Origin of the sequence: Paraburkholderia sp. C35, from assembly GCF_003121405.1 — a bacterium.
GTDB lineage: Bacteria > Pseudomonadota > Gammaproteobacteria > Burkholderiales > Burkholderiaceae > Paraburkholderia.
On sequence record NZ_QBUY01000059.1, the window covers coordinates 1 to 25284 of the forward strand.

Annotated in this window: 26 protein-coding genes; 11 read left to right on the forward strand and 15 right to left on the reverse strand. The window is 62.6% G+C overall.

What is annotated here, in order from left to right:
• Nucleotides 1-846: 846 nt before the first annotated feature.
• From kynA to kynB, 3 genes are read right to left on the reverse strand one after another with little or no spacing between them, the layout of a single operon-like run.
• Nucleotides 847-1758, reverse strand: coding sequence for a tryptophan 2,3-dioxygenase (kynA, locus tag DK391_RS27640; protein WP_109481195.1), 912 nt, complete (start codon nucleotides 1756-1758; stop codon nucleotides 847-849).
• 10 nt (nucleotides 1759-1768) lie between these two features.
• Complete coding sequence (gene kynU, locus DK391_RS27645; RefSeq protein WP_109481196.1) at nucleotides 1769-3019, reverse strand: kynureninase; 1251 nt, start codon at nucleotides 3017-3019, stop codon at nucleotides 1769-1771.
• A 51-nt stretch (nucleotides 3020-3070) separates the two neighbouring features.
• The gene (gene kynB, locus DK391_RS27650) at nucleotides 3071-3703 is read right to left on the reverse strand and encodes an arylformamidase (protein ID WP_109481197.1); all 633 of its coding nucleotides are present in this window, start codon (nucleotides 3701-3703) and stop codon (nucleotides 3071-3073) included.
• Nucleotides 3704-3835: 132 nt separating this feature from the next.
• Here kynB and DK391_RS27655 point away from each other — a divergent pair, with 132 nt between their 5' ends.
• A complete protein-coding gene (locus DK391_RS27655; RefSeq protein WP_109481198.1) occupies nucleotides 3836-4342 on the forward strand; it encodes an Lrp/AsnC family transcriptional regulator in 507 nt (168 codons plus the stop codon).
• A gap of 73 nt (nucleotides 4343-4415) precedes the next feature.
• On the opposite strand, the gene DK391_RS27660 is transcribed toward DK391_RS27655, so the two are convergent.
• Nucleotides 4416-4928: a flavin reductase family protein gene (locus tag DK391_RS27660; protein WP_109481199.1), complete on the reverse strand. Its 513-nt coding sequence runs from the start codon at nucleotides 4926-4928 to the stop codon at nucleotides 4416-4418.
• A 324-nt stretch (nucleotides 4929-5252) separates the two neighbouring features.
• On the opposite strand from DK391_RS27660, the gene msrA reads away from it, so the two are divergent.
• Nucleotides 5253-5798: a peptide-methionine (S)-S-oxide reductase MsrA gene (gene msrA / locus DK391_RS27665; RefSeq protein ID WP_109481200.1), complete on the forward strand. Its 546-nt coding sequence runs from the start codon at nucleotides 5253-5255 to the stop codon at nucleotides 5796-5798.
• Nucleotides 5799-5846: 48 nt separating this feature from the next.
• On the opposite strand, the gene DK391_RS27670 is transcribed toward msrA, so the two are convergent.
• From DK391_RS27670 to pdxH, 3 genes are all read right to left on the reverse strand, one after another.
• Nucleotides 5847-6980, reverse strand: a complete 1134-nt coding sequence (locus tag DK391_RS27670) for a DUF72 domain-containing protein (RefSeq protein WP_109481201.1) — start codon at nucleotides 6978-6980, stop codon at nucleotides 5847-5849.
• Between the two features lie 111 nt (nucleotides 6981-7091).
• Nucleotides 7092-8306 carry a cyclopropane-fatty-acyl-phospholipid synthase family protein gene (locus DK391_RS27675; protein ID WP_109481233.1) on the reverse strand — a complete coding sequence of 405 codons (1215 nt, stop codon included), beginning with the start codon at nucleotides 8304-8306 and terminating at the stop codon, nucleotides 7092-7094.
• Nucleotides 8307-8483: 177 nt separating this feature from the next.
• Nucleotides 8484-9122, reverse strand: a complete 639-nt coding sequence (gene pdxH, locus DK391_RS27680) for a pyridoxamine 5'-phosphate oxidase (protein ID WP_109481202.1) — start codon at nucleotides 9120-9122, stop codon at nucleotides 8484-8486.
• Nucleotides 9123-9331: 209 nt separating this feature from the next.
• Between pdxH and tcdA the strand changes: the two genes are divergently transcribed.
• Nucleotides 9332-10195 carry a tRNA cyclic N6-threonylcarbamoyladenosine(37) synthase TcdA gene (gene tcdA / locus DK391_RS27685; RefSeq protein ID WP_109481234.1) on the forward strand — a complete coding sequence of 288 codons (864 nt, stop codon included), beginning with the start codon at nucleotides 9332-9334 and terminating at the stop codon, nucleotides 10193-10195.
• Nucleotides 10196-10270: 75 nt separating this feature from the next.
• Here the strand turns inward: tcdA and trxA are convergent, their stop codons facing one another.
• Together trxA and DK391_RS27695 are read right to left on the reverse strand one after the other, a co-directional pair.
• Nucleotides 10271-11119: a thioredoxin gene (trxA, locus tag DK391_RS27690; protein WP_109481203.1), complete on the reverse strand. Its 849-nt coding sequence runs from the start codon at nucleotides 11117-11119 to the stop codon at nucleotides 10271-10273.
• 137 nt (nucleotides 11120-11256) lie between these two features.
• Nucleotides 11257-12138 (reverse strand): pirin family protein, encoded by an 882-nt coding sequence (locus tag DK391_RS27695; protein WP_109481204.1) that lies wholly within the window; start codon nucleotides 12136-12138, stop codon nucleotides 11257-11259.
• A gap of 170 nt (nucleotides 12139-12308) precedes the next feature.
• Here DK391_RS27695 and DK391_RS27700 point away from each other — a divergent pair, with 170 nt between their 5' ends.
• Entirely contained in the window at nucleotides 12309-13190 is an 882-nt protein-coding gene (locus DK391_RS27700) for an EamA family transporter (RefSeq protein WP_109481205.1), read from the forward strand.
• Nucleotides 13191-13249: 59 nt separating this feature from the next.
• Here the strand turns inward: DK391_RS27700 and DK391_RS27705 are convergent, their stop codons facing one another.
• Together DK391_RS27705 and tsaE are read right to left on the reverse strand one after the other, a co-directional pair.
• Nucleotides 13250-14794: an N-acetylmuramoyl-L-alanine amidase gene (locus DK391_RS27705; protein ID WP_109481206.1), complete on the reverse strand. Its 1545-nt coding sequence runs from the start codon at nucleotides 14792-14794 to the stop codon at nucleotides 13250-13252.
• The gene (tsaE, locus tag DK391_RS27710; protein ID WP_109481207.1) at nucleotides 14776-15330 is read right to left on the reverse strand and encodes a tRNA (adenosine(37)-N6)-threonylcarbamoyltransferase complex ATPase subunit type 1 TsaE; all 555 of its coding nucleotides are present in this window, start codon (nucleotides 15328-15330) and stop codon (nucleotides 14776-14778) included. Before tsaE ends, DK391_RS27705 begins: the two co-directional genes overlap by 19 nt.
• 17 nt (nucleotides 15331-15347) lie before the next feature.
• Between tsaE and queG the strand changes: the two genes are divergently transcribed.
• The 3 genes from queG to xerD are packed head-to-tail and all read left to right on the forward strand — an operon-like array spanning nucleotide 15348 to nucleotide 18098.
• Entirely contained in the window at nucleotides 15348-16628 is a 1281-nt protein-coding gene (gene queG, locus DK391_RS27715) for a tRNA epoxyqueuosine(34) reductase QueG (RefSeq protein ID WP_109481208.1), read from the forward strand.
• A 49-nt stretch (nucleotides 16629-16677) separates the two neighbouring features.
• Nucleotides 16678-17148, forward strand: a complete 471-nt coding sequence (locus DK391_RS27720; RefSeq protein WP_109481209.1) for a methylated-DNA--[protein]-cysteine S-methyltransferase — start codon at nucleotides 16678-16680, stop codon at nucleotides 17146-17148.
• 14 nt (nucleotides 17149-17162) lie between these two features.
• Nucleotides 17163-18098, forward strand: a complete 936-nt coding sequence (xerD, locus tag DK391_RS27725) for a site-specific tyrosine recombinase XerD (RefSeq protein WP_109481235.1) — start codon at nucleotides 17163-17165, stop codon at nucleotides 18096-18098.
• A 37-nt stretch (nucleotides 18099-18135) separates the two neighbouring features.
• On the opposite strand, the gene DK391_RS27730 is transcribed toward xerD, so the two are convergent.
• Nucleotides 18136-19707: an AMP-binding protein gene (locus DK391_RS27730; RefSeq protein WP_204117451.1), complete on the reverse strand. Its 1572-nt coding sequence runs from the start codon at nucleotides 19705-19707 to the stop codon at nucleotides 18136-18138.
• A gap of 152 nt (nucleotides 19708-19859) precedes the next feature.
• Here DK391_RS27730 and ybaK point away from each other — a divergent pair, with 152 nt between their 5' ends.
• The gene (ybaK, locus tag DK391_RS27735) at nucleotides 19860-20351 is read left to right on the forward strand and encodes a Cys-tRNA(Pro) deacylase (RefSeq protein ID WP_109481236.1); all 492 of its coding nucleotides are present in this window, start codon (nucleotides 19860-19862) and stop codon (nucleotides 20349-20351) included.
• Nucleotides 20352-20496: 145 nt separating this feature from the next.
• Nucleotides 20497-21129: a glycerol-3-phosphate 1-O-acyltransferase PlsY gene (gene plsY / locus DK391_RS27740; RefSeq protein ID WP_109481210.1), complete on the forward strand. Its 633-nt coding sequence runs from the start codon at nucleotides 20497-20499 to the stop codon at nucleotides 21127-21129.
• A gap of 96 nt (nucleotides 21130-21225) precedes the next feature.
• On the opposite strand, the gene DK391_RS27745 is transcribed toward plsY, so the two are convergent.
• Nucleotides 21226-21711, reverse strand: a complete 486-nt coding sequence (locus DK391_RS27745) for a YajQ family cyclic di-GMP-binding protein (RefSeq protein ID WP_109481211.1) — start codon at nucleotides 21709-21711, stop codon at nucleotides 21226-21228.
• Nucleotides 21712-21879: 168 nt separating this feature from the next.
• Here DK391_RS27745 and murB point away from each other — a divergent pair, with 168 nt between their 5' ends.
• The gene (murB, locus tag DK391_RS27750) at nucleotides 21880-22920 is read left to right on the forward strand and encodes a UDP-N-acetylmuramate dehydrogenase (protein ID WP_109481238.1); all 1041 of its coding nucleotides are present in this window, start codon (nucleotides 21880-21882) and stop codon (nucleotides 22918-22920) included.
• A 71-nt stretch (nucleotides 22921-22991) separates the two neighbouring features.
• On the opposite strand, the gene argF is transcribed toward murB, so the two are convergent.
• Entirely contained in the window at nucleotides 22992-23921 is a 930-nt protein-coding gene (gene argF, locus DK391_RS27755; protein ID WP_109481212.1) for an ornithine carbamoyltransferase, read from the reverse strand.
• 475 nt (nucleotides 23922-24396) lie between these two features.
• Here argF and DK391_RS27760 point away from each other — a divergent pair, with 475 nt between their 5' ends.
• Nucleotides 24397-24726, forward strand: a complete 330-nt coding sequence (locus tag DK391_RS27760) for a DUF3579 domain-containing protein (RefSeq protein WP_109481213.1) — start codon at nucleotides 24397-24399, stop codon at nucleotides 24724-24726.
• Between the two features lie 170 nt (nucleotides 24727-24896).
• Here the strand turns inward: DK391_RS27760 and rpsT are convergent, their stop codons facing one another.
• Nucleotides 24897-25175, reverse strand: coding sequence for a 30S ribosomal protein S20 (gene rpsT / locus DK391_RS27765; protein ID WP_007578853.1), 279 nt, complete (start codon nucleotides 25173-25175; stop codon nucleotides 24897-24899).
• Nucleotides 25176-25284 lie beyond the last annotated feature (109 nt).

The window sequence follows — 25284 nt, forward strand, 5'->3', positions numbered from 1 at the left end:
CGCTCGCTGAAACAACATAAAGGGTGAAGGCGTATCTCGTATGGGCGCAGCGCTCGGTGCACTAGAGGCGACCGGCGGTGGTCCATCGCGCAGCGAATGGTGAGGTGATCTCCATTGAAGTTCGCCGATTAGAAATCCAACGCGGAAAATGAGTTGTTCAGACCTTCCTAAGCAAAGAAAGCGGGCTAACACCGCCAATGCTAGTTATTGCCTGCGGGCCCCCAACCGGTCCTATCCCTCACACGACATCGCCCTTCTTCACGCTCGTTGCCGATGCTTCGAATAAGCGCCTCCCCCGCTTCAATCACCCGCAGTACGGCTAGCGGCAGCGCCCCGTCACTGCAGCCCAGGTGGCAAACGGTGTGTAGGTTGTCGCGCATTCTGCGTCGGCGATCCTACAAGAGACACCGCCTTTGCTTTTCAGTCCGGAGTGATGCGTATAAGGCGCGACAGCCTACACACCGTTTGCCACCTGGGCGGCTTGAACCGAACTGGTAAGGCGTGCTGAGACGCGGGAGTGTGAGGCGGGTGATGCGCCCTTAAAGAGCGCTGGCAGCGGGCATCAGGAGAATCGATGCCGCATGAAGGATAGGACCGGCTGGGGGCCCGCAGGCAACGACCGTAGTGGATGGTGTTCAGCGGCTTTCTTTTGCCTACTTTTCTTTGCCGCGGCAAAGAAAAGTAGGTGCTGCCCCGCACAGGGGCGACGTGTGACGTGCGAAGACAAATCGCGGATGCCAGCAAAAGCAAAAAGCAAACAGCAAAAGCAAAAAGCAAAAAGCAAACAGCAAAAGCAAAAATCAAAAAGCAAAAGCAAAAGCAAAAAGCGTCGCAGACAAAAAAAACCTACAACAACGTCCTCACATGCCAAAGCTCAGGAAACAAAACCACATCCAGCATCTTACGAAGATAAGGCGCGCCAGCCGTCCCACCCGTCCCCTGCTTGAACCCAATAATCCGTTCAACAGTCGTCACATGCCGAAACCGCCATTGCCGGAAGGCATCCTCGAGATCAACAAGTTCTTCGGCCATCTCATACAGTTCCCAATGCTGCGAAGGATTCCGATAAACCTCCAGCCAGGCGGCTTCAACCGAAGCATCGTGCTGAGTCGGTAGTGTCCAGTCACGCTCCAGCCGCGAAGCGTCGATAGCAAATCCACGCCGCGCCAGCAAACGCACCACTTCGTCATAAAAAGAAGGCGCCTCGAGCGCAGCCTTGACCTCGGCGTGCACCTCGGGAACATGCGCGTGAGGCTTGAGCATCTGCTCATTCTTGTTCCCAAGCATGAACTCCAGCTGCCGATACTGATAAGACTGAAACCCGGACGAACCACCGAGAAACGGCCGCATCGCCGTATATTCAGAAGGCGTCATCGTCGACAACACATTCCACGCCTGCACGAGCTGCTCGAGTATCCGCGACACCCGCGCCAGCATCTTGAACGCCGGCGGCAATTCATCGCGATGCACAGCGGACAGCGCCTCGCGCAATTCATACAACGCAAGCTTCATCCACAATTCGCTGGTCTGATGCTGGATGATGAACAGCATCTCGTTGTGATCCGGCGACAAAGGATGCTGCGCATGCAGAATCGACCCGAGCGACAGATAGTCGCCATAACTCATCGACTTCGAAAAATCGAGTTGCGCATCGTGCCAGCCATCGGCGTTATCCGCGGCCATGTGCGACGCGTTGCCGTGCCCGAACGGGCAACCCTGTGCGGGTTTGTCTTCCATCATCTTCATGTGATCGGTCATCGCGCGCTCCTCAGGTCACCGCGCCGCGCGCAGCAAATTCAGGCGCACGCCAGGTTTCGTGTTCGAGTACGTGGCGCAGATGTTCGACGGCATCCCATACATCCACAAAACGCGTATACAGCGGCGTAAAACCGAAGCGCAACACATGCGGCTCGCGATAATCGCCAATCACGCCACGCGCAATCAGCGCCTGCATCACTTCATATCCATGCGGATGCTCGAAGCTCGCATGCGACCCGCGCTGCGCATGATCACGCGGCGTCACGAGCTTCAGCGGAAACGCCTTGCAACGCGTCTCGACCAGTTCGATGAACAGATCCGTCAATGCCAGCGATTTCTTGCGTATCGCCTGCATGTCGGTTTGCAGAAACACGTCGAGACCGCATTCGACCAGCGACATCGACACCATCGGCTGCGTGCCGCACAAAAAGCGGCCGATGCCATCGTCGGCGGCGTAAGTCGGGTCCATCGCGAACGGCGCGCGGTGTCCCCACCAGCCGGACAGCGGCTGCTCGAAATCACTCTGATGACGATGCGGCACCCACGCAAACGCAGGCGAACCCGGCCCGCCATTCAAATACTTGTACGTGCAGCCAACCGCGCAATCCGCGCCGACATCATTCAGATCGACGGGCACCGCGCCCGCTGAATGCGCGAGGTCCCACAGCGCGAGCGCGCCTTTCTCGTGGATCAGCTTCGTCACGGCAGCCATATCGTGCATGTAGCCGGTGCGATAGTTGACGTGCGTGATCATCGCGACGGCGACATCGTCGGTGAGGGCAGCGGGCAGTTCCGACGGATCGTCGATCAGGCGCAGTTCATAGCCCCGGTCCAACTGCTTGATCAGCCCTTGCGCGATGTACAGATCGGTCGGGAAATTCGAGCGCTCCGACACGATCACGCGGCGCTTCGGATCGCGCTTGTCCTGCATGCGCAGCGCTGCGGACAAAACCTTGAACAGGTTGATCGAAATCGTATCGGTGACGACGACCTCGTTGTGCGCCGCGCCGATCAGCAGCGCGAGCTTGTTGCCCAGACGCCGCGGCAGCGAGAACCAGCCGGCCGTGGTCCAGCTGCGGATCAGCCCTTCGCCCCATTCGGCGCCGATAACGGTCTGCGCGCGCTGCGCGGCCGCGGCGGGCGGCACGCCGAGCGAATTGCCATCCAGATAGATGACGTCCGGCGCGAGCGCGAACTGGTTGCGCAAGGGCGCGAGCGGATCGGCTGCGTCGAGCGCGAGGGCTTCTTCTCGTTGATTCATGATGGTGGGTTCAGTCGAAAAAGTATTCAGGCGGAATGCTGTTGCTGGCGCTTATTCCGGCAGCGCGCGCAGCACGGCGCGCACGGGGCTGGCGTCGAGCGTCGTCAGCTTGAGCGGCAGCGCGATCAGTTCGTAGTCGCCGGGCGCAACGGCATCGAGCACGACGCCTTCGAGAATCGCCATGCGATTCGCACGGATGCGGTGATGCGCATCCATCGTTTTCGATTCCTGCGGATCGAGCGACGGCGTGTCGATGCCGATCAGCTTCACGCCGTGCGCGGCGAGCAGATCGATGGTTTCCGGCGCGACCGCGCAGAATCCGCTGTCCCACGCCGTTACGGGCGCGCGGCTGTAGGTGCGCAGCAACACGCGCGGCGGCACGCCGTCGAGCGATGCCGAAACATGCTCGGGCGTTACCAGCGGTGTTGCGCCGATGCAATGGATCACGCGGCAGCGGCCCAGATAGGTATCGAGCGGCACCATGCCGATGGCGGCGCCGTCGGCGTCGTAGTGGAGTGGCGCGTCGGTATGCGCGCCCGTGTGCGGCGAGATCGTCAGGCGCGCGACGTTGACGGGCGAGCCTGCCTCCATGCGCCACACGCGTTCGATGCCGACGGGCGTATCGCCCGGCCAGACGGGCGTCGCCGTATCGACGGCGGGCGTGATATCCCAGAGTGTTTCCATGTCTCCCCGGCGTTGTTTGGCAGCCATGTATGGATATTAGGCGGCATCCGACGAAATGTGCTTGCTAAAAAAACTGTTTATTTCGTCGCCTTTGGAACATAATTTGATCCAAACGGGAAAGGGAGACCGAAAATGAACGCGATCTCACTGGACGCCACCGATTGCCGTATCTTGACGGTGCTGCAGCACGAAGGACGAATCAGCAATCTTGATCTGGCGGAGCGCATCTCGCTTTCTCCGTCTGCGTGTCTACGCCGTTTGCGCCTGCTGGAAGAGCAGGGCGTGATCGAGCGATACCGCGCGTGCCTGAACCGCGAAGTGCTGGGGTTCGAACTGGAAGCGTTCGTGCAGGTGGCGATGCGCAACGACCAGGAAATCTGGCACGAGCGCTTCGCCGAGGCGCTGCGCGACTGGCCCGAGGTGGTCGGCGCGTTCGTCGTGACGGGCGAGACGCACTATCTGCTGCGGGTGCTGGCCCACAATCTCAAGCACTATTCGGATTTCGTGCTCGGCAGGCTGTATAAGGCGCCGGGTGTGATGGATATCCGCTCGAATATCGTCTTGCAGACGCTGAAAGAGGATTCGGGCGTGCCCGTGGCCCTCGTGGCGAGTTCAGCCAAGGTACAGGCGCAGGGCTAGCAGCGGGCGCGAAGTTGGGCCGCGCTGCCGCCTGCGGGTGCCGGTGGAGCATGCCCACGGCCCAAGAAGCGGCTCAATCGATCCGCTTCAGCCCATGAAACCCGCCGTTCTGGAACACCAGCGGCTCGATCAGGCCGGCCTGCTCGTTCACCCCGCAGCGTTCGACTTCTCCCACGAAAATAACGTGGTCGCCTTCGTCGTAACGGCTGCGGTTGTGGCATTCGAACCACGCAAGCGCGCCGTCGAGCACAGGCATGCCCGTATCTCCCTCTGCGTGGGACACGCCTTCGAACCGGTCGCCCTTGACGGTCGCGAACCGCTTGCAAAGCTCGAGCTGCGACGACGCCAGCACATTGACGACATAATGGCTGTTCGAACGGAACACCGGCATCGACGCTGAACGCGTCGCCAGACTCCACAGCACCAGCGGCGGCGTCAGCGAAACCGAATTGAACGAACTGGCTGTGATCCCGATCAACGCGCCCGATGGCGCACGTGTCGTAATGACGGTGACACCCGTCGCGAACTGGCTGAGCGCGCGGCGAAAAGCGGCGTCGTCGAAATTGGGCGGATTGGCGGGCTTCATCGGCTGAGCCATTCCGGCGGGCGGACCGCTTCACGAAGCGACCAGATGGAAAAAAACGGTTCGAAGGTCATGTAGAAATTCAGCGAATTGTCCCAATTTTAACTGCAATCGCAGAGAGCCAGGCGCGACCACGCAGCGGGACAAGGCAGAGCCAGCAGCGTCCACATGGTACGGATGGTGCGTGTGGGCTGCATGAATCCCGAAAATGGCGGAGTATTGCGCCGGTCGGATGCGGTGAAGCATCGGTTGTCCACAGTGACTGCGGCGAGCGGCGCATCCGTCCAGCGGACGGATGGCGCGGCGAGCCGAATCCAAGGAGCGAGCATGAGTGAGTCAGTCGAGACCGCCACGTTGGGCGGAGGGTGTTTCTGGTGTCTGGAGGCGGTGTATCTGGGCGTCGATGGCGTGACCGCGGTGGAATCGGGGTACGCGGGCGGGCAGGTGGCCAACCCGTCATATGAGCAGGTGTGCGCCGGCGACACGGGCCACGCGGAAGTCGTCAACGTGCAGTTCGATCCGGCGCGCATCACGTACCGCGAGATTCTCGATATTTTCTTCGCGATCCATGATCCGACCCAGCTTAACCGCCAGGGCAACGATGTCGGCACGCAGTACCGGTCGGTGATTTTCACGCACTCGGATGCGCAGCGCGAAACGGCGCTGCAGGCGATTCGTGAGATCGGCACGGAAGGTATCTACGACGGCCAGATCGTCACGCAGGTGCTGCCGCTCGACGGCAACTATTTTCCTGCCGAGGCGTATCACCAGAACTACTTCGCGCAGCATCCGGATCAGGGCTATTGCGCGTTTGTGGTCGCGCCGAAGGTGGCCAAGTTCCGGCAAAAGTTTGCCCATCGGATCAAGGCTTGACGGCTGACTGATTTCAACGGCTTGAAGTAGCAGAACGCGGCGCAGGTGCTAAACAGCCTGCGCCGCGTTTTCTTTTGACGACGCGCCGCGCAAGCGCTCGCAAGCCGCTGCAATCTGCGCGGCGAGCTTCACGCAGGTCAGCGGCGCCGAGCCTTCGGCCTTGTTGTTGGCGGCGATCAGCACCGGCTGGCCGGCAATCGCGTAACGTGCGGCGAGTTCGGCGAGTGCTGTGCGCGTGTCGGGGTCTTCGTCGACGAGTTTGTCGAACGGTTCGTACTTCGCTTTCGCCTGCTCATACTTGAAGCCGCCATGCAGACTCCAGCGCACGATCAGCGGCCCGAGCGGCGTTTCGTCGTCGAGCAGCGCGAGCGCGGCTGCCTGACGCGATGGATCGGGCATCCGTGCATGAATCCCGACGCAATAGCGCACGCCCGTCGCCTTCAGCGCGCGGATCAGACGCGGCGTCAGCAGCGACGCATCGCGGATTTCGACCGCGTAGCAGGTGTCGCCTACGAGCGGCGGCAGCGCCGCGAGAAACGCCGTCAATCTGTCGACGAACAGTGCCGGGCGCGCCAGCATCTCATTGGGCAGCGGCGAAAACTTGAACACGAGCGCGCCGGCTTTCGCGCCAAGCCCGTCGATGCAAGGCCGCACGAAATCGTCGATGGCCAGTTGCGCGTTCAGGAAGCAGGGATTCTCCGACACCGGTTCGCCACGTTCGGCGCGCACGGTGGCATCGGTGACGAGCGCGGGCGCCTTGACGATGAAGCGGAAATGGTCCGGCACCTGCTGCGCGTAACGCAGGTACCCGGTGATCGTGAGCGGCTGGTAGAACGAGCGGTCGATGCTCACCGTGCGCAGCAGGGGATGCGCGCCATACGCGCTGAGGCCATCGCGCGAGAGCTTGCTGTTGCTGTAGTCGTCGCCATAGACGATGCCTTTCCAGCCCGGAAACGACCACGTCGACGTGCCGAGATGTACTTGCGGCGGCAACTGGCTGGCAAGCTGAAGGATGTCGTCGGACGGAGGAACTGCAAGGACGTCGCGGGCGCGGCGCTTTTTCGGCGGTGGATCGTCAGGTGTGACGGCAGACGGCTCGCGTTCGGGAGCAACGGCAGCAGGCGCGTGATCGACGGGATTGCCGAACATATCGAACTGCACGGAGCCGTCTTCTTCTTGCATCGAACCGTTGTGTAGGAGAGCGTGCGCTGACGCTGGTCAATCACGTCCGCTTCGCACCGGCGCCCATTCAACACCCAGGCGCCAATCCGAAGCGGAATCCAGCTGGCGATTTTACAGCGCCTTCTCGTACATGAAGCGGCGCGACCACGGCAGCGTCGTCGCGCTGCGGCCCGCCTTGCGGCACACCACCTGATAGATCGACACGTCGTCGTTCTCGAACGCGTACGCGCAACCTGCCAGATACACGCGCCAGATGCGGAATTTCTCGTCATCGACGAGTTGCCTGGCTTTCTCCGCGTGAGCCTCGAAGTTCTCGGCCCAGATATCAAGCGTGTGCGCGTAATGACGGCGCAGGCTTTCGACATCGAAAGCTTCCAGCCCGCCGCGCTGCATCGATTCGAGCGCGAGACTGATATGCGGCAGTTCGCCGTCGGGGAACACGTACTTGTCGATGAACTCGCCGCCGCCCAGCGCCGTTTCGCCGCTGTCGTAATCCGTCGACGTGAAGCCGTGATTCATCGCGATGCCGTCGTCGGTCAGCAGGTCGTGAATCTTCTGGAAGTAGCCAGGCAGATTCTTGCGGCCGACGTGCTCGAACATGCCGACGCTCGTGATACGGTCGCACTGCCCTTCGACGTCACGATAGTCCTGCAGGCGAATTTCGATCTGGCCTTCGAGACCCGCAGCCTTCACGCGCTGCGTCGCGAGATCGAACTGGTTCTGCGACAGCGTCACGCCCACGCACTTCGCGCCGAACTTCTGCGCCGCACGCAACACCAGCGCGCCCCAGCCGCAGCCGATATCGAGCAGACGCTGGCCCGGCTGGACCTGAATCTTCGTGAGAATGTGGTCGATCTTCTTGATCTGTGCGGTGGCGAGATCTTCGTCGCCGTTCTCGAAGTACGCGCACGAGTACACCATGTTCTCGTCGAGCCACAGCTTGTAGAACTCGTTCGAGACGTCGTAGTGATACTGGATGGCTTTCCTGTCGGAAGACTTCGAGTGATTGAAGTAGCGCCGCACGCGCGCCAGCTTGCTCGCACTCGTCACCGTGCTACGCGCAAGCGAGTAGCTGATGTTGATGATGTCCGACAGCTTGCCTTCGATGTCGATCTTGCCCTTCACGTACGCCTCGCCCAGATTGTCGAGGCTCGGTTCGAGCAGTAGCGGCAGCGCGGACGCGCTGTTCACTTTCAGCGTGACTGCCGGCGCCGCGAACGTGCCGAAGTCATGTTGCTGGCCATCCCACAGCACGAGGCGCGCCGGAATATTGGCCTTCGCTTTTACTTCTTCTACCCACTGCGCCAGCTTCTTCTCCCAGAACATGTGATTTCTCCGTGTCCAATGAATCAAAGCAAAGCCTGTTGGATCGCAGTGCGCCGTGCGCGGGCCATAAAAGGCCACGCGTGCGGGCTTCGAGCCGCGCGCACGCGATCCAGCCGTCAGCGCGGGCGTCATGCAAGGTGTGAAGCACGACGCGCCGGATGCCGGCGTATCGTTACGTCAGGGCGACAGACGGGCGATGGTCCAGTCGGCGCTACCGCTGCGCGTATACAGCAGCCGGTCGTGCAGACGGGAGGGCCGTCCTTGCCAGAATTCGATTGCGTCTGGGATCAGGCGATAGCCGCCCCAATGCGGGGGCCGGGGCGGATTTTCTCCGTATTGTGCGCTGAATTCACGTTCTCGCGCTTCCAGGAACGCACGGCTTTCAATCACCTTGCTCTGCTCGGACGCCCATGCGCCGATGCGTGAGCCGACGGGACGCGAGGCGAAGTAGGCATCGCTCTCCTCAGCGCTCGTCCTGACGACGCTGCCCTCGATGCGCACCTGGCGCTCGAGTTCGATCCAGTAGAAAAGCAGGCTGGCGCGCGGGTTCTGCGCGAGTTCCTGACCTTTGCGGCTTTCGTAGTTGGTGAAGAAGACGAAACCCCGTTCGTCCACTACCTTGATCAGGACAATGCGTGCCGAAGGATGGCCGCGGCTGTCGACCGTCGCAAGTGTCATCGTGTTCGGTTCGGGGAGTTGCGCATCGACTGCCTGCTTGAACCATACGTCGAACTGACGGAATGGGTTCGGGTCGGCGTCGGCGATATCCAGCGACCCGAGAGAATAGCTTTTGCGGAGGTCGGCAAGAGTGCTCATGTTCTTATGCAAGCGCTACAGTTGGGGCCAGTATAGCGAATGAAGAAAATCCACGTATTGAAGCGGGACATATCGCTGACGCTGCCCAACACCTGCACGACGCGCGGCGGGCGCCTGCCCGCGCGATCAGGCAAAATACAGGGTTGAACGCATCCAGATGTCCGCAGGATATCGCGATGCCGAAGTCCGAATCAGCGAAGCTACCCATCATGTCCACGCCTCTCGTTACCGAGCATTCCGATCTTACTACCGACCTTACTGCGCATGAAACTGCCGACCGCGCCCGGCGTTTCGGCGGTGTGGCGCGTCTGTACGGCGCACCGGCGCTCGAGCGCTTCGAGCGCGCGAACGTGGCCGTGATCGGGATTGGCGGCGTCGGTTCGTGGGCGGCGGAAGCGCTGGCGCGCACGGCCATTGGCCATATCACGCTGATCGATCTCGACAATGTGGCGGAAAGCAACACGAACCGGCAGATCCACGCACTGGACGGCAACTATGGCAAGCCGAAGGTCGATGCAATGGCCGAGCGCATCAGAATGATCGATCCGCAATGCGATGTGCGCGTGATCGAAGACTTCATCGAGCCGGACAATTTCGACAAGATTCTGGGCGGCGGCGGCTTTGACTACGTGATCGATGCCATCGACAGCGTGCGCACGAAGACGGCGCTGATCGCGTGGTGCGTGGAGCACAAGCAGCCGTTGATCACCGTCGGCGGTGCGGGCGGCCAGCTCGACCCGACGCGTATCCGTATCGACGATCTTGCGCAGACTATCCAGGACCCGCTGCTGTCGAAAGTACGCGGCCAGTTGCGCAAGCTGCACGGTTTCCCGCGCGGGCCGAAGGCGAAGTTCAAGGTGAGCGCGGTGTATTCGGACGAGCCGTTGATCTATCCGGAAGCCGCCGTGTGTGACATCGACGAGGAAGCCGAGCACGTGACGACCTCGCCAGGCCATCATGGGCCTGTCGGCTTGAACTGCGCGGGTTTTGGATCGAGCGTGTGCGTGACGGCGAGCTTTGGCTTTGCCGCCGTGTCGCATGTGTTGCGGGCGCTGGCGAAGAGCGCCGGCTGACGTCGCGCTTCAACCTTTGCTTGAATAAAAAAACGCGGCCCGGAGCCGCGTTTTTTCATGGTGGAGCGTTAAAGCTCAGTTCAGTGCTGCACTCAGTTTGCGGCGCCATTTCGCCACCAGTTCCGGCTGATGCGCGGCAAGATCGAACACCGACAACATCGTCTTGCGGCCGATGTCTTCCCGGAACGTACGGTCGCGCAGCACGATGGCCAGCAGTTGCTCCAGCGCCGGATCGTATTTGCGCCGAGCGATCAGGGCGCTGGCCAGGTCGAAGCGCGCTTCGAGATCGTCCGGGTTGCCGGCGACGCTGGCTTCGAGCGCATCCGTGGGCGGCAGGTCCGAGGCGGCATCGACGGCATCGAGCCGGGTCTTGATCGCGTTGTAGCGCGCATCGATGCCTTGCGTCGTTTTCGGCGACAGCAGATCGTTTTCGTTCTGCGCTTCTTCGATGCGGTTGTCTTCGAGCAGCAGTTCCATCAAGTCGAGGCGCGCTTCGTCGAAGCCGGGATCATAGGCGAGGGCGGCCTTCAGTGCGTTGTAGGCATCTTCGCGGCGGCCTTCGGAGACGGCCAGCGCGGCTTCCGCACGCGATGCTTCTGCACCATCCGGCACGAGGCGGTCGAGGAACTGGCGCAACTGGCCTTCCGGCAACACGCCGATGAACTGATCGACGGGACGGCCGTCCGCAAAGGCGACCACGTGCGGAATGCTGCGCACCTGGAAATGCGCGGCCAGTTCCTGGTTCTCGTCGACGTTGACCTTCACGAGCCGCCATTTGCCTTCGTATTCGGCTTCGAGCTTTTCGAGCATCGGACCGAGCGTCTTGCACGGTCCGCACCACGGCGCCCAGAAGTCCACGAGCACGGGCGTGAGCATCGATGCGCTGATGACGTCCTTTTCGAATGTGGCGAGAGTGGTGTCCATTGCTATCTCTTCCTTGAATCGGTACGCGGGTTATTTGGGGGCGGCACGCGCGATTTCAACTGGCGCCGCGACCTGACGGGCCTGATGCTGATGCACCGGCCCGCAGCAGTGGCCGCTCCCCGCGGATGCCCGTCAGTCTAGCGCGGCTTGCGCTCGGGCAGCGGGATCCATTCGGTTTCGCCCGGCACTTTGCCCATTTCCTGATTGGTCCATGCGAGCTTCGCCTGCTCGATCTTCTCGCGCGAACTCGCGACGAAGTTCCATTCGATGAAGCGCTCGCCGTCGAGTTTCTCGCCGCCCAGCAGCATCACCGTCGCGCCGTTTGCGCTGGTGAGGGTGACGGTTTCGCCCGGTGTCAGCACGGCCATCTGGGCGACTTCGAGCGGCTCGCCGTCGAGCGCGAGGTCGCCATCGACGAGGTAGACGCCGCGTTCGTCGTGCTCCGGTTCGAGCGCGAGCACGCTGCCGGGCGAGAAATGCGCGGCGGCGTAGAGCGTGCCCGAGAACGTGCGCGCGGGCGAGGTTGCACCGAACGACGTGCCCGCGATGATGCGCAGCGTGACGCCGTTGCGTTCGATCTCCGGCAAGGTCGCGCCCGCGTGATGTTCGAACGATGGTTCGGCGTCTTCATCGGCGAGCGGCAGCGCGACCCAGGTCTGGATGCCGTGCACCGTCGAGCCGTTGGTGCGTTCCGGTTCCGGCGTGCGGTCGGAATGGACGATGCCGCGGCCGGCTGTCATCCAGTTGACGTCGCCGGGGACGATCTTCTGTTCGGAGCCGAGACTGTCGCGATGCATGATCGCGCCTTCGAACAGATAGGTGACGGTGGCAAGACCGATATGCGGATGCGGACGCACGTCGAGGCCAATGCCGGCCGGCAGCGTGGCAGGGCCCATGTGATCGAAGAAGATGAACGGGCCGACCAGACGCGCGGCCATGGCGGGCAATACGCGGCGCACCGCCAGATTGCCGATGTCGCGGACGTGGGGCTTGAGAACCGCTTTGATCGATGAGGACATGACGGGCTCGGTTGGTGGGGACAGGACGGGTCATTTTACTGCCCGTCTCTGTTACATGCGTTCAAAGGCGCGAGGGATGGGAAGGCGCCCTTGCGTGCGAGCGTGTCATGGACTTGCTGTTGGCGCGCTAAACTCGCTGGTTCGAACTACAAGCAAAAACAGGAGTGCAGATGTCACCGAAAGACCTGCTGCTGGCGCTGGTCGTCGTGGTTGCGTGGGGCGTGAACTTCGTCGTGATCAAGGTCGGCCTGCATGGCGTGCCGCCGATGCTGCTCGGCGCATTGCGGTTCATGCTGGCTGCGTTTCCCGCCGTGTTCTTCATCAGGCGGCCGCAGATGCCGTGGCGCTGGCTGCTTGCCTACGGAGCAACGATCTCGCTCGGCCAGTTCGCGTTTCTGTTCTCAGCGATGTATGTCGGCATGCCGGCTGGGCTGGCGTCCCTCGTGCTGCAGGCGCAGGCGTTTTTTACGCTCGCCTTTGCCGCGGTGTTCCTGCATGAGCGGTTTCGTGCGCAGAACGTGCTGGGGCTGGTGATTGCGGCGATCGGCCTTGCCGTGATCGGCATGCAGGGCGGCGCCGCCATGACGCTCGCCGGTTTTGTGCTGACGCTTTGCGCGGCGGTGATGTGGGCGCTCGGGAATATCGTGACCAAGAAGGTCGGCAAGGTCGATCTGGTCGGACTGGTCGTGTGGGGTAGCCTGATTCCGCCCGTGCCGTTCTTTGTGCTGTCGTATCTGATGGAAGGGCCGGCGCGGATCGAAGCTGCGTTGACGGGGATCGGCGCGTCGTCTGTGTTCGCGATCGTTTATCTGGCGTTTGTCGCGACGCTGCTTGGGTATGGGCTGTGGAGCCGGTTGTTGTCGCGCTATCCCGCCGGGCAGGTCGCCCCGTTTTCCTTGCTGGTGCCGATCGTCGGACTGGCTTCGGCGTCGCTGTTTCTTGGGGAGTCGCTGTCGACCGCACAGATTGGCGGCGCCGCGCTGGTGATGGTTGGGCTTGCCGTGAACGTTTTTGGCGGATGGGTCGCGCAGAGGCTTTCTCTGGCGAGATGAGCGAGGCGTTCTGTCTGCGGCGGCGCGCCCGCGTCGCAGACAGAAAAACGCCCAGACGCTTACGTCATCCGGTTCTTGGCCAACGGCGGATTGGCCGCAAAATAACGCTTGATACCGCTCATGATGGCGCTGGCCATCTTGTCTCGATACGCGTCGTCGTTCAAACGGCGCTCCTCATCCGGATTGCTGATAAAAGCCGTTTCGACGAGGATAGAGGGAATATCGGGCGCCTTGAGCACAGCAAAACCGGCCTGCTCGACCGAGCCCTTATGCAGCCGGTTGATTCCGCCGATCTCCTTCAGCACGAAGGTCCCATACCGCATCGAATCGCGAATCTGCGCCGTCGTCGACATATCGAACAACGCGCGGTTCACGCTCGCATCGGCGGATTTGATGTTGATGCCGCCAATCTGATCCGACGAGTTCTCCTTGTTCGCCATCCAGCGCGCCGCCGCGCTCGACGCGCCATGCTCCGACAACGCGAACACGGAAGAACCGCTTGCCTCGGGCGTGGTGAACGCATCGGCGTGAATCGACACGAAGAGGTCCGCACCGACGCGACGCGCCTTCTGCACGCGCACGTTCAGCGGCACGAAGAAGTCCGCGTCGCGCGTCATCATCGCGCGCATGTTCGGCTGCGCGTCGATCTTCGCGCGCAACTTCTTCGCGATGTCGAGCGCGACGTGCTGCTCGTACGTGCCGCTGCCGCCAATCGCGCCTGGGTCTTCGCCGCCGTGGCCGGGATCGATCGCAACCGTGAGCAGGCGCACCGTCGTGCTGCCCTTCTTCGGGTTGGTGAACTTGTAATCGTCGGGGCTGTTATCGCTGTCGCCGTCACCGTCGCTGTCGTTATTGCGCGCAATAACGGGCGGTGCGGGCGTCGGCGCTGGCTTTGCCGGAACGTGCGGCGTAGGCGCCGGCGCCGTATGCAAAGGCGGGTGCGGCACGGGCGCGCCCGACGACGGCGCGCCGTTCTGCGCATACTTCTCGAAGAACGCGTCACTGTTGTCGCCCGGCGGCGTGGTCGGGCCGCTCAAGGTCGCGGCGGGCGGCGCGGCGGTCTCGTTCAACTGCTGTTGCTTGCGTTCGCTCTGCGCGAGCAGATCCATCAAAGGATCGGGCGCCACGGCGGGATACAGGTCGAACACCAGCCGGTACTTGTACGAGCCAACGGGCGTCAGCGTGAACACCTGCGGCTTCACCGAACCCTTCAGGTCGAACACCATCCGCACCACGTGCGGCTGATATTGCCCGACGCGCACCGATTGAATCTGTGGATCGTTCGGCGCGATCTTCGAGACGAGATCCTTCAGCGCCTGGTCGAGATCGAGTCCGTTCAGATCGACCACCAGCCGGTCGGGACCCTGCAGCAGCTGCTGCGTGTTCTGCAGCGGCTGGTCGGATTCGATGGTCACGCGGGTGTAGTCGCGCGCGGGCCACACGCGCACGCCGAGCACCGACTGCGCAAACGCGAGGCGAGGCGCGAGCCCGAGCACGAGCGTGGAAGCACCCGCGCGAAGAATCTGCCGGCGGCGCCAGTTATGCGTCGCGGTGGCCGCCGATTCGATCGAGCGGAACGGTTTGATCAACATCTTTCGAGACATGCCTTTCCTGGTTCGCTATACGCCCGGGCGACCAGCAGGCGGCCATCGCCGTCGACGTCGAGCGAGAAAACGAGATCCGGCACACCCAGCAGAGTGCCTGCGCGCTGCGGCCATTCGACAAGGCAGACCGCGCCGCTGTCGAAGTACTCGCGAAAGCCTGCATCGGCCCATTCGGCCGGATCGTTGAAACGGTAGAGATCGAAGTGATACAGCTCAAGTTCCCCATCGGGCAGTGGCACCGTGTAGGGTTCGACGAGCGTATAGGTTGGGCTGCGCACGCGGCCCGAGTGTCCGAGCGCGCGTAACGTGGCGCGCACGAGTGTCGTCTTGCCGGCGCCCAGGTCGCCGTGAAGCTGTACCTGGAGGCCGTTGAATGGCTGATGGCCCGTCGCGTTGGCTTCGCTGCGCACGCTCCGGATTGCATGCGCGAAGCGCTCGCCGAATGCCGTGGTCGCGGCCTCGTCCGCGAGCGTGAACTGGCGCTCGAGCAGGACAGGGGCAGAAGGTCGATTCGCGGGACCGGTGTGATCGGGCATTCTCGTAAAATGGCGTAATGAACCAAGGCCAGCAGCATCCCGTGTCTGATCCACATCGAGACCCACAGTGCGATCCCCCTTCGACGCCAGAAGCGCCGCATGGTGAAGCACCCGTCACGCGTCACCATGATGAAGCGCAACTGCTTGCGCTTGCTTCGCGTATCCGTGAGTGGGCACGCGAACTGGGCTTCGGCGCGGTGGGCATCAGCGATATCGATCTGTCGCACGCCGAAGCGGGGCTTGCAGCCTGGCTCGACGCGGGTTGCCACGGCGAGATGGATTATATGGCCAAACATGGGATGAAACGTGCGCGGCCCGCCGAGCTTGTGGCCGGTACGCGACGCGTGATCTCGGTTCGCATGGCCTATCTGCCTTCACATTTGTCTGCGTCGTCGGGTTCGGGAAAGGACGATGAAAGTGTCGATGGCGAGGTTCAGCACGACTGGCGTCTCGAAGAACGCCTGCGTCTGGAAGACCCGGCCGCCGCCGTCGTGTCCATCTATGCGCGTGGCCGCGACTATCACAAGGTCATGCGCAACCGCCTTCAGCAACTGGCCGAACGCATCGAAGCGGAGATCGGGCCGTACGGCTACCGCGTGTTCACCGACTCCGCGCCCGTGCTCGAAGTCGAGCTGGCGCAAAAAGCGGGCACAGGCTGGCGCGGCAAGCATACGTGGCTGCTGCAACGGGACGCCGGCTCGCTGTTTTTCCTCGGCGAGATCTTCGTCGATCTGCCGCTGCCGACTGACGCCGAAACATCACCCGACACAGCACCCGAAACGCCCGGCGCGCATTGCGGCAGTTGCACGCGCTGCATCGGCGCGTGCCCGACGGGCGCGATCGTCGCGCCTTATCAGGTCGATGCGCGCCGCTGCATCTCCTATCTGACCATTGAACTGAAGGGCAGTATTCCCCAGGACTTGCGGCCGCTGATCGGCAATCGTGTGTATGGCTGCGACGATTGTCAGCTGGTGTGTCCGTGGAACAAGTTCGCGCAGGCCGCGCCCGTTGCCGATTTCGACGTGCGTCATGGACTGGATCGGGCGTCGCTGGTCGAATTGTTCGCATGGAGTGCGGAGGACTTCGACACGCGCATGCAAGGCAGCGCGATCCGGCGCATCGGCTACGAATGCTGGCTGCGTAATATCGCGGTCGGCATGGGCAATGCGCTGCGTGCCGCGCCTGATACCGTGTCCGTCGAGGCACGCGCCGCTATCGTCGATGCGTTGCGCCAGCGTGCCGGTGATGCATCGCCACTCGTGCGCGAGCATGTCGAGTGGGCGCTGGAAGCAGCGTGAACGTTGAACGTTGTTTAAGCGCGGTTAGCACGAAAGGAGTGAGGCCATCATGTTCAACGCAGTGATCGACGCGCCGTTCGGCAAGGTCGGCGTGCGGCTCGAAGGCGAGACTGTGCGCGAGATCGTCTATCTGCCCGACTCGGTGCCGAACGTCGAACCCGATTCGCCCCTTGCGAAACAGGCTGTCGAGCAGATCGAACGCTATCTGCAGCAGGCGTCGGCGAGTTTCGACCTGCCGCTCGCCAATGTCGGCACGCCGTTCCAGCGGCGCGTCTGGCAAGCGATCAGCGAGATCCCGCCCGGCGTCGTGCTGACCTACGGGCAACTGGCGAAGCAGATCGGCAGCATGCCGCGTGCCGTCGGCCAGGCGTGCGGCTCGAACTTCTTTCCGATCGTGATTCCGTGCCCTCGCGTGGTTGGCGCGAGCGGCATCGGCGGCTTTGCGCATACGGGCGGCGACGGCTACTATCGCAACGTCAAACGCTGGCTACTCAAACACGAAGGCATCCCGTACGTATGACAGGCATGACTGGCATGACTGATGTGCTGACCGAAGACGCGCTTCCCGCGTCGCCCTTGCTGCTGACGAGCGGCGCATCCATCGACGCCTTCTGCGACGCGCTATGGCTCGAGCACGGCCTCGCGCGCAATACGCTCGACGCGTACCGCCGCGACTTGCGGCTGTTCTCCGAATGGCTCGCGAGCGCCCGCAACGCATCGCTCGATACCGCCAGCGAAGCCGATCTGAACACCTACAGCGTCGTGCGCTCGGCCGACAAGTCGACTTCGGCGAACCGGCGCCTGTCGGTGTTTCGCCGCTATTACGCGTGGGCGGTGCGCGAGCATCGGGCGTCGGCGGACCCGACCTTGCGCATCCGCTCGGCCAAGCAGGCGCCGCGTTTTCCGTCGACGCTGACGGAAGCGCAAGTCGAAGCGCTACTCGGCGCACCCGATGTGACGACGCCGCTGGGCCTGCGCGACCGCACCATGCTGGAACTGATGTACGCGAGCGGCTTGCGCGTCAGCGAACTGGTCACGCTGAAAACCGTGGAAGTGGGCCTGAACGAAGGCGTCGTGCGCGTGATGGGCAAGGGCTCGAAAGAGCGGCTGATTCCGTTCGGCGAAGAAGCGCATGGCTGGATCGAACGCTATCTGCGCGAGTCGCGCCCGGCGCTGCTCGGTCAGCGTGCCACCGATGCACTATTCGTCACCTCGCGCGCCGAAGGCATGACGCGCCAGCAGTTCTGGAACATCATCAAGCGCCACGCGATGACGGCGCATGTGCACGCGCCGCTGTCGCCACATACGCTGCGCCATGCGTTCGCGACGCATCTGCTGAACCACGGTGCGGACTTGCGCGTGGTGCAGCTGCTGCTTGGCCACACGGATATCTCGACCACGCAGATCTACACGCACGTCGCCCGGGAGCGGCTGAAGACGCTGCACGCCGCGCATCATCCTCGCGGCTGAGTTCACGCGGCTGAGTTCACGCGGTTCGGCGCGCGGCTCAGATGAGATCGCGCAGCCGGTGCTTGAGAATCTTCCCCGTCGATGCCGCCGGCAACGCCGCAAGCACCTTGATTTCGGCGGGCCGTTTGTATGGCGCAAGGCGCGCTTCGCACCACACGGCGAGATCGGCGGGCGTGACACGTGCGCCGCCCGCCAGTTCGACGAATGCCACGACTTCCTCGTTGCCTTCGACGGCACGGCCGATCACCGCCGATTGCACGACCTCGGGATGCGCATTCAGCACATGCTCGACTTCGGCCGGGTACACGTTGAAGCCCGAGCGAATGATCAGTTCCTTGCTGCGCCCGGCGATATGCAACGCGCCGTCGGCATCCTGGCGGGCGAGGTCGCCCGTTTTCAGCCAGCCATCTTCGGTGACGGCGGCCTGCGTCTGCTGCGGATTGCGGTAGTAGCCAAGCATCACGTTCGGCCCGCGCACCCACAGTTCGCCCACTTCACCTTGCGCGACATCGACACCGTCGAGTCCGACAAAACGCACTTCGATACCCGGTATGGCCTGGCCGACGGAGCAGTCGGCGCGCGGTGCTTCGAGCATCGTTTGAGAAACGGTGGGACTGCTCTCGGTCATGCCGTAGCCGTTGTGAAGCACGACGCGGTACACGCTTTCGACGCGCGCCTTCAATGCGGCGTCGAGCGGCGAGCCGCCGGAGTAGGCGAAGCGCAAGCGCGGCGCGGACCACGGCAATCCCTGCGCCTGCAGGTATTCGAGTAGCTTGGCGTGCATCGCGGGCACGCCCTGGAAAATCGACACGCCTTCATCGGCCAGCGCGCGACGCACGGCGTCCGGCGCATAGCGCGGCGCGAGCCTGAGCGTCGCGCCCGCGTACAGGCTGCCGAGGCACACCGACGCGAGGCCGTACACGTGCGAGATCGGCAGCACCGCATAGACCACGTCGTCGGCGTTGACCCGTCTTAGCGTGCTCGACATCGCCGCGATAAAAAGCAGGTTGCGGTGCGACAGCATCACGCCTTTCGGCGAGCCCGTCGTGCCTGTCGTGTAGATCAGCGCGGCGCACTGGCGGTCGCTGGCGAGTTCGACGGGTTCGACTTGCGCGGTTTCGTCGAGCGTAAAGGCCCATTCACCGATGTCGATCCCGATGCTCTGCGCCGGTCGAGCGCCGTGACGCCCAGCGTGTTGTCGGGCATCCGGCGAGGCTTCCACCGCGTAAGCGACTACACGCGGCTGCGCGTGCGCGCGGATCGCATCGAGTTCGGCAGCCGACAGCCGGGCGTTCGACACCAGCGCCCACGCGTCGAGTTGCGCGACGGCGAACAGCAGCACGATCTGCACGATGCTGTTCTCCGCGACGATCATCACGCGGTCGCCGGCGCGCACGCCTTGCGCGGCGAGCTGCCCGGCGACGGCATCGACGGCTTCGACGAGCTGCGCGCGCGTCAGACGCCGCGAGTCTTCGATCAGCGCCGTATGCTGCGGATCGCGTGCGGCGATGAGCCGGGGAATACCGGCGATACGGTCGGGGAGCGCGGCGAGCAACGTGGCAACATCGATCTCGTGCGCGCCGTCATGCGGAAGCTGGGCTGGATTCAACGGTGTCTCCTACATGAACGGTCTCGACACAAGCGGCGGTTGCATGCGCTCGCGCCAGAGCAGTTTCGAACGATCGTGCCACAGCCTCGAGGTCCGCACAATTGGCCGTTCGGCCGATGGCCGGCGTTTCGTGCCGCCATTACAATGCGCCGATGAGCAAATCCAGACACGTTTCCGAAACCCCTGCCACGCAGTTCCTGCGTCGTCACAAGGTCGAATTCGGCGAGCATCCGTACGACTATGTCGACCACGGCGGCACGGGCGAATCGGCGCGGCAGCTTGGTATCGACGAGCATCATGTGGTCAAGACGCTGGTCATGGAAGACGAGCACGCCAAGCCGCTGATCGTGCTGATGCACGGCGACCGCACGGTGTCGACCAAGAACCTCGCGCGGCAGATCGGCGCAAAACGCGTCGAGCCGTGCAAGCCGGAAGTGGCGAGCCGGCATTCGGGTTACATGATCGGCGGCACGTCGCCTTTCGGCACGAAGAAGGCGATGCCCGTCTACATCGAATCGACCATACTCGCACTCGATACTATCTATATCAACGGTGGGCGGCGCGGCTTTCTGGTCAGCATCGCGCCTGGCGTGGTGATGTCGCTGCTGGCCGCGAAGCCGGTGGAATGCGCGATCGACGAATGATTTTTGCGGTTGTGGAAGCGCGTGGAGGGTTCGGTAGAATGTGCGCCGTTGCGTCGGCGTGGTTTGCGTCGGCACATTTTGCAAATGCGGCGCCTGGAGACCAGCGTCGCCTGGTACGCTTTCGGACACTGATAAGAGTTTCAACATGGAAAACCTGATTGTCGCCGTCGTGGCTTATCTGATCGGCTCGGTGTCGTTTGCCGTGGTCGTCAGCGCAGCGATGGGACTGGCCGATCCGCGCTCGTACGGCTCGAAGAACCCCGGCGCGACCAATGTGCTGCGCAGCGGCAACAAGAAAGCCGCCATCCTCACGCTGATCGGTGACGCCTTCAAAGGCTGGCTGGCCGTGTGGCTGACGGGGAATTTCTCGGCGAACTTCGGCCTCGACGATACGTCGGTCGCGATTGCCGCGATCGCCGTGTTCCTCGGCCATCTGTATCCGGTTTTCTTCCGCTTCAAAGGCGGCAAGGGCGTCGCGACGGCAGCGGGCGTGCTGCTGGCGATCAACCCCATACTCGGCATTGCGACGCTGGCCACCTGGCTGATCGTCGCGTTCTTCACGCGATACTCGTCGCTGGCGGCGCTGTGCGCGGCAATCTTCGCGCCGCTGTTCGACGGCTTTCTGTTCGGCGCGAACGTGATTGCCGTGGCGATCGTCGCGATGAGCGCGCTGCTGATCTGGCGTCACCGCGCGAATATCGCGAAGCTGGTGGCAGGGCAGGAAAGCCGCATCGGCGACAAGAAGAAAGCGCAGGCGCAGGCTTCGAACAAGCAGTAAGCGTGAGGCAGGCGGCACGCAGCCTTGTGTCGCGCTGTCTCGCAGGCCGCGCCGCGCCATCATGCGCCGCCGCACGGGCCGCGCATCACACGCCTGTCAATCGCGGAAGTTGTTGAAGTCGAGCGGCGTGTCCGTCACGTCCTTGCGCAGCATGGCGATCGCGCTTTGCAGATCGTCGCGCTTGGTGCCCGTCACGCGCACCGCGTCGCCCTGGATGCTCGCCTGAACCTTGATCTTGCTGTCTTTCACAAGCCTGACGATCTTCTTCGCCAGATCGCCCGACACACCCTTCTTCACGGTGACGACCTGCTTGACCTTGTCGCCGCCGATCTTCTCGATCTTGCCGTACTCGAGGAAGCGCACGTCCACGTTGCGCTTCGCCATTTTCGACACCAGCACGTCCTTCACCTGACCGAGCTTGAATTCATCGTCGGCGAACGCGGTCAGTTCGCGTTCCTTTTGCTCGACGCGGGCGTCCGAGCCTTTGAAGTCGAAGCGCGTCGAGATTTCCTTGTTGGATTGCTCGATGGCGTTCTTCACTTCGATCATGTTGGCTTCGCTGACTACGTCAAACGATGGCATTGCTTTCTCCCATTTATTTCGGCGCGGGGCGGCGCGCAAGGCTGCGCGCGACGCACTCGCTATAATCACGGACCGGTGTCATTTTACCGACGCCTTCCCCTTTTGCCCAAAACTCGCGCGGGCTACGTCTTTCGCGCGGGCCGAATCGGGCGCTTGCCAGAACTGCTGATGTCGCAAATCGTTCCACTCCCGTTTATCGCCGATTTCCCGCTGAAACCGCACAACACGTTTGGTTTTGACGTGCGGGCGAAGCTGGCATGCCGTATCGAAAGCGAGGCGCAACTGCTTGCCGCCGTGCGCGATCCACGTGCCGCGGGCCAGAAGCGGCTCATGCTGGGCGGCGGGAGCAACGTCGTGCTGACGGGCGATTTCGACGGCCTGGTGCTGCTGATCGGCTTGCGTGGCCGCACGCTGGTCCGCGAAGACGATGACGCGTGGTACGTCGAGGCGGCTGCCGGCGAGAACTGGCACGAGTTCGTCGCGTGGACGCTTGCAGAGGGCATGCCCGGCCTCGAAAACCTCGCGCTGATTCCGGGCACGGTGGGCGCGGCGCCGATCCAGAACATCGGTGCTTACGGGCTGGAAATGTGCGAGCGCTTCGCGTCGTTGCGCGCGATCGAGCTTGCCACGGGCGAAACCGTCGAACTCGATGCCGATGCATGCCGCTTCGGCTATCGCGACAGCTTCTTCAAGCGGGAAGGGCGCGAGCGCTTCGTGATCGTATCGGTGACGTTCAGGTTGCCGAAAGCCTGGGTGCCGCGCGCAGGTTACGCGGACATCGCACGCGAACTGGCCGCCGTCGGTCTCGGCGATGTCACGCCGACGCCACAAGCCATTTTCGATGCCGTCGTCGCCGTGCGGCGTGCAAAGCTGCCGGATCCGCTCGCGCTGGGTAATGCGGGCAGCTTCTTCAAGAATCCTGTCGTGGACGCGGCACAGTTTGAAGCGTTGCTCGCGAAAGAGCCGGAACTCGTTTCATATCGTCAGGCAGATGGGCGCGTGAAGCTCGCAGCCGGCTGGCTGATCGACCGATGCGGCTGGAAAGGCCGTGCGCTGGGCGCTGCCGGCGTGCATGAGCGGCAGGCTCTGGTACTCGTGAATCGCGGCGGCGCGAGCGGGGCGGAAGTGCTGGCGCTTGCAAACGCGATCCAGCAGGACGTCGCACAGCGCTTCGGTGTGGATCTGGAGGCGGAGCCGGTTTGTCTGTGAGACGACTGTATTCAGCATAAAAAACGCCGGCTCGAAGCCGGCGTTTTCGTTTGATCGCTTTGCTGCGAAGCTCAGTGATTCAGCTTGCCGAGCAGCAGGAATTCCATCAGCGCCTTCTGCACATGCAGACGGTTTTCCGCTTCGTCCCACACGACGCTCTGCGGCCCGTCGATCACTTCCGCGCTCACTTCCTCGCCACGATGTGCGGGCAGGCAGTGCATGAAGAGGGCGTCGCTGTTCGCACGCGACATCATGTCGGCATCGACGCACCAGTCGGCGAACGCCTTCTTGCGCGCTTCGTTTTCGGCCTCGAAACCCATGCTGGTCCAGACGTCCGTGGTGACGAGATCGGCGCCCTTGCAGGCTTCGTTCGGATCGTCGAATTCTTCGAAGAAGGGTGCGCTTTCGTCCGCGACCAGCGCACGGTCGAGCTTGTAGCCCGGCGGCGTGGACAGGCGCAGTTTGAAGCCGAGAATCTGCGCGGCTTCGATCCACGTGTACAGCATGTTGTTCGCATCGCCGACCCACGCGACCGTCTTGCCGCGAATCGGCCCGCGATGCTCGTAGTACGTGAAGATGTCGGCCAGCACCTGGCACGGGTGATACTCGTTCGTCAGACCGTTGATGACGGGTACGCGCGAGTTTTCAGCAAAACGTTGAATGATGTCCTGGCCGAACGTGCGGATCATGATGATGTCGACCATCCGCGAGATCACCTGCGCTGCGTCTTCGATCGGCTCGCCGCGGCCCAGTTGCGTATCGCGCGTGCTCATGAAGACGGCGTGACCGCCGAGCTGGAAAATGCCCGCTTCGAACGACAGGCGCGTGCGCGTCGAGTTTTTCTCGAAGATCATCGCAAGCGTGCGGTCGTGCAGCGGATGATACGTCTCGTAGTTCTTGAACTTGCGCTTCAGGATGCGCGCGCGTTCGAGCACGTACTCGTAGTCTTCCAGCGAGAAATCGTTGAACTGCAGATAGTGGCGGATTTTCTTGGCGGTCATGAAACAAATACGGCGGATTCAGCCGGGCAGAGTTGCCGGACTGGGCCGCCGTTGTTTGTGGTAACTCAGTCCAGCATAAAGGATTTTGAATGTTTTGACGAGTCGGCCAAAAGGTATGTCCCACTTAGCGGAACCTGCAAAGGACTGTTCCAGGGTGCCTGTGTGCGGTGCGGAAAAACCCTTGCTGCGCTATAATCTCAAAGTTTTCTCAAAGCCCGGCGGGCAGGCTCCACGCTTGCAGGACACGGCTTTCGCGCATTCCCAGGCGCTTGCAATCAGCGTCATGTGTGTGTCATCAGAGCTGCTGTCCGAGGTGCCTTCGCTGGCTTGCCGTGGCATGCGAACAGCGTGCTCTCGCTGCTGGTTCGCGTCGCCGCGAGACGTGCTCAAGTAGCGTTTCACACAGCATTTCAGGCAACATCCTTCGCGGGCTCTTTACCGGCAGATCGCTGGGCAGTCACACAGGGTTTCGTACATGGCCGACACACCCCCAACCGAATATTTCATTCAAGGCATCACGTCGAGCGGGCGAAAGTTTCGTCCGAGCGACTGGTCGGAGCGGCTGGCGGGCGTGATGTCGTGTTACGGTCCGGGCGCGAAAGGGCCGAATGCCCGTCTTCAGTATTCTCATTACGTTCGCCCTACGCTGATCGGCGATCTGAAGGTCGTGATTCTGGATTCGCGTTTGCGCGATATCGAGCCGATGGCCTTCGACTTCGTGATGAACTTCGCGAAAGACAACGATCTGCTCGTCACCGAAGCGTGCGAGCTGCCGCCGGAGCATGAGGCGCGCAAGCCCCGGTAAGGCGACGCAAGCCGGTACGAAGACAATAGAACCCGCATCGGCGGGTTTTTTTGCGCCCTGCCGCTTGAGAAGGGGTGAGCGCAGACAACAAAAAAGCCCGCAAAAGCGGGCTTTCATGCGCAGCGGAAACAGGAAGCAGCCCGCGCGAGCGAGCTGCCGGATTCGTAAATTTACTGCGCTGCGGGCGCTTGCAGACCCTTGACGGCTGCAGCGAGGCGGCTCTTATGGCGAGCTGCCTTGTTCTTGTGAACGATTTTCTTGTCGGCAATGATGTCCAGCGTCTTCGCCGATGCCTTGAAGATTTCAGCGGCTTGCGCTGCGTCGCCGGCTTCGATTGCCTTGCGGACAGCCTTGACAGCCGTGCGGTACTTCGAGCGCAGCGCCGAGTTGTGCGAGTTTGCCTTGGCGGCTTGGCGGGCGCGCTTGCGTGCTTGTGCGGTATTAGCCATGACGGTTCCTTATCCTGTTCCTGTTTCCAGTACCTGCTTTCAGATGAAGGGCAGGCGCTGCTTTTAGATCGAACCCTTGAGAGCGATTGCTCAAGGGCGCAAATAGACA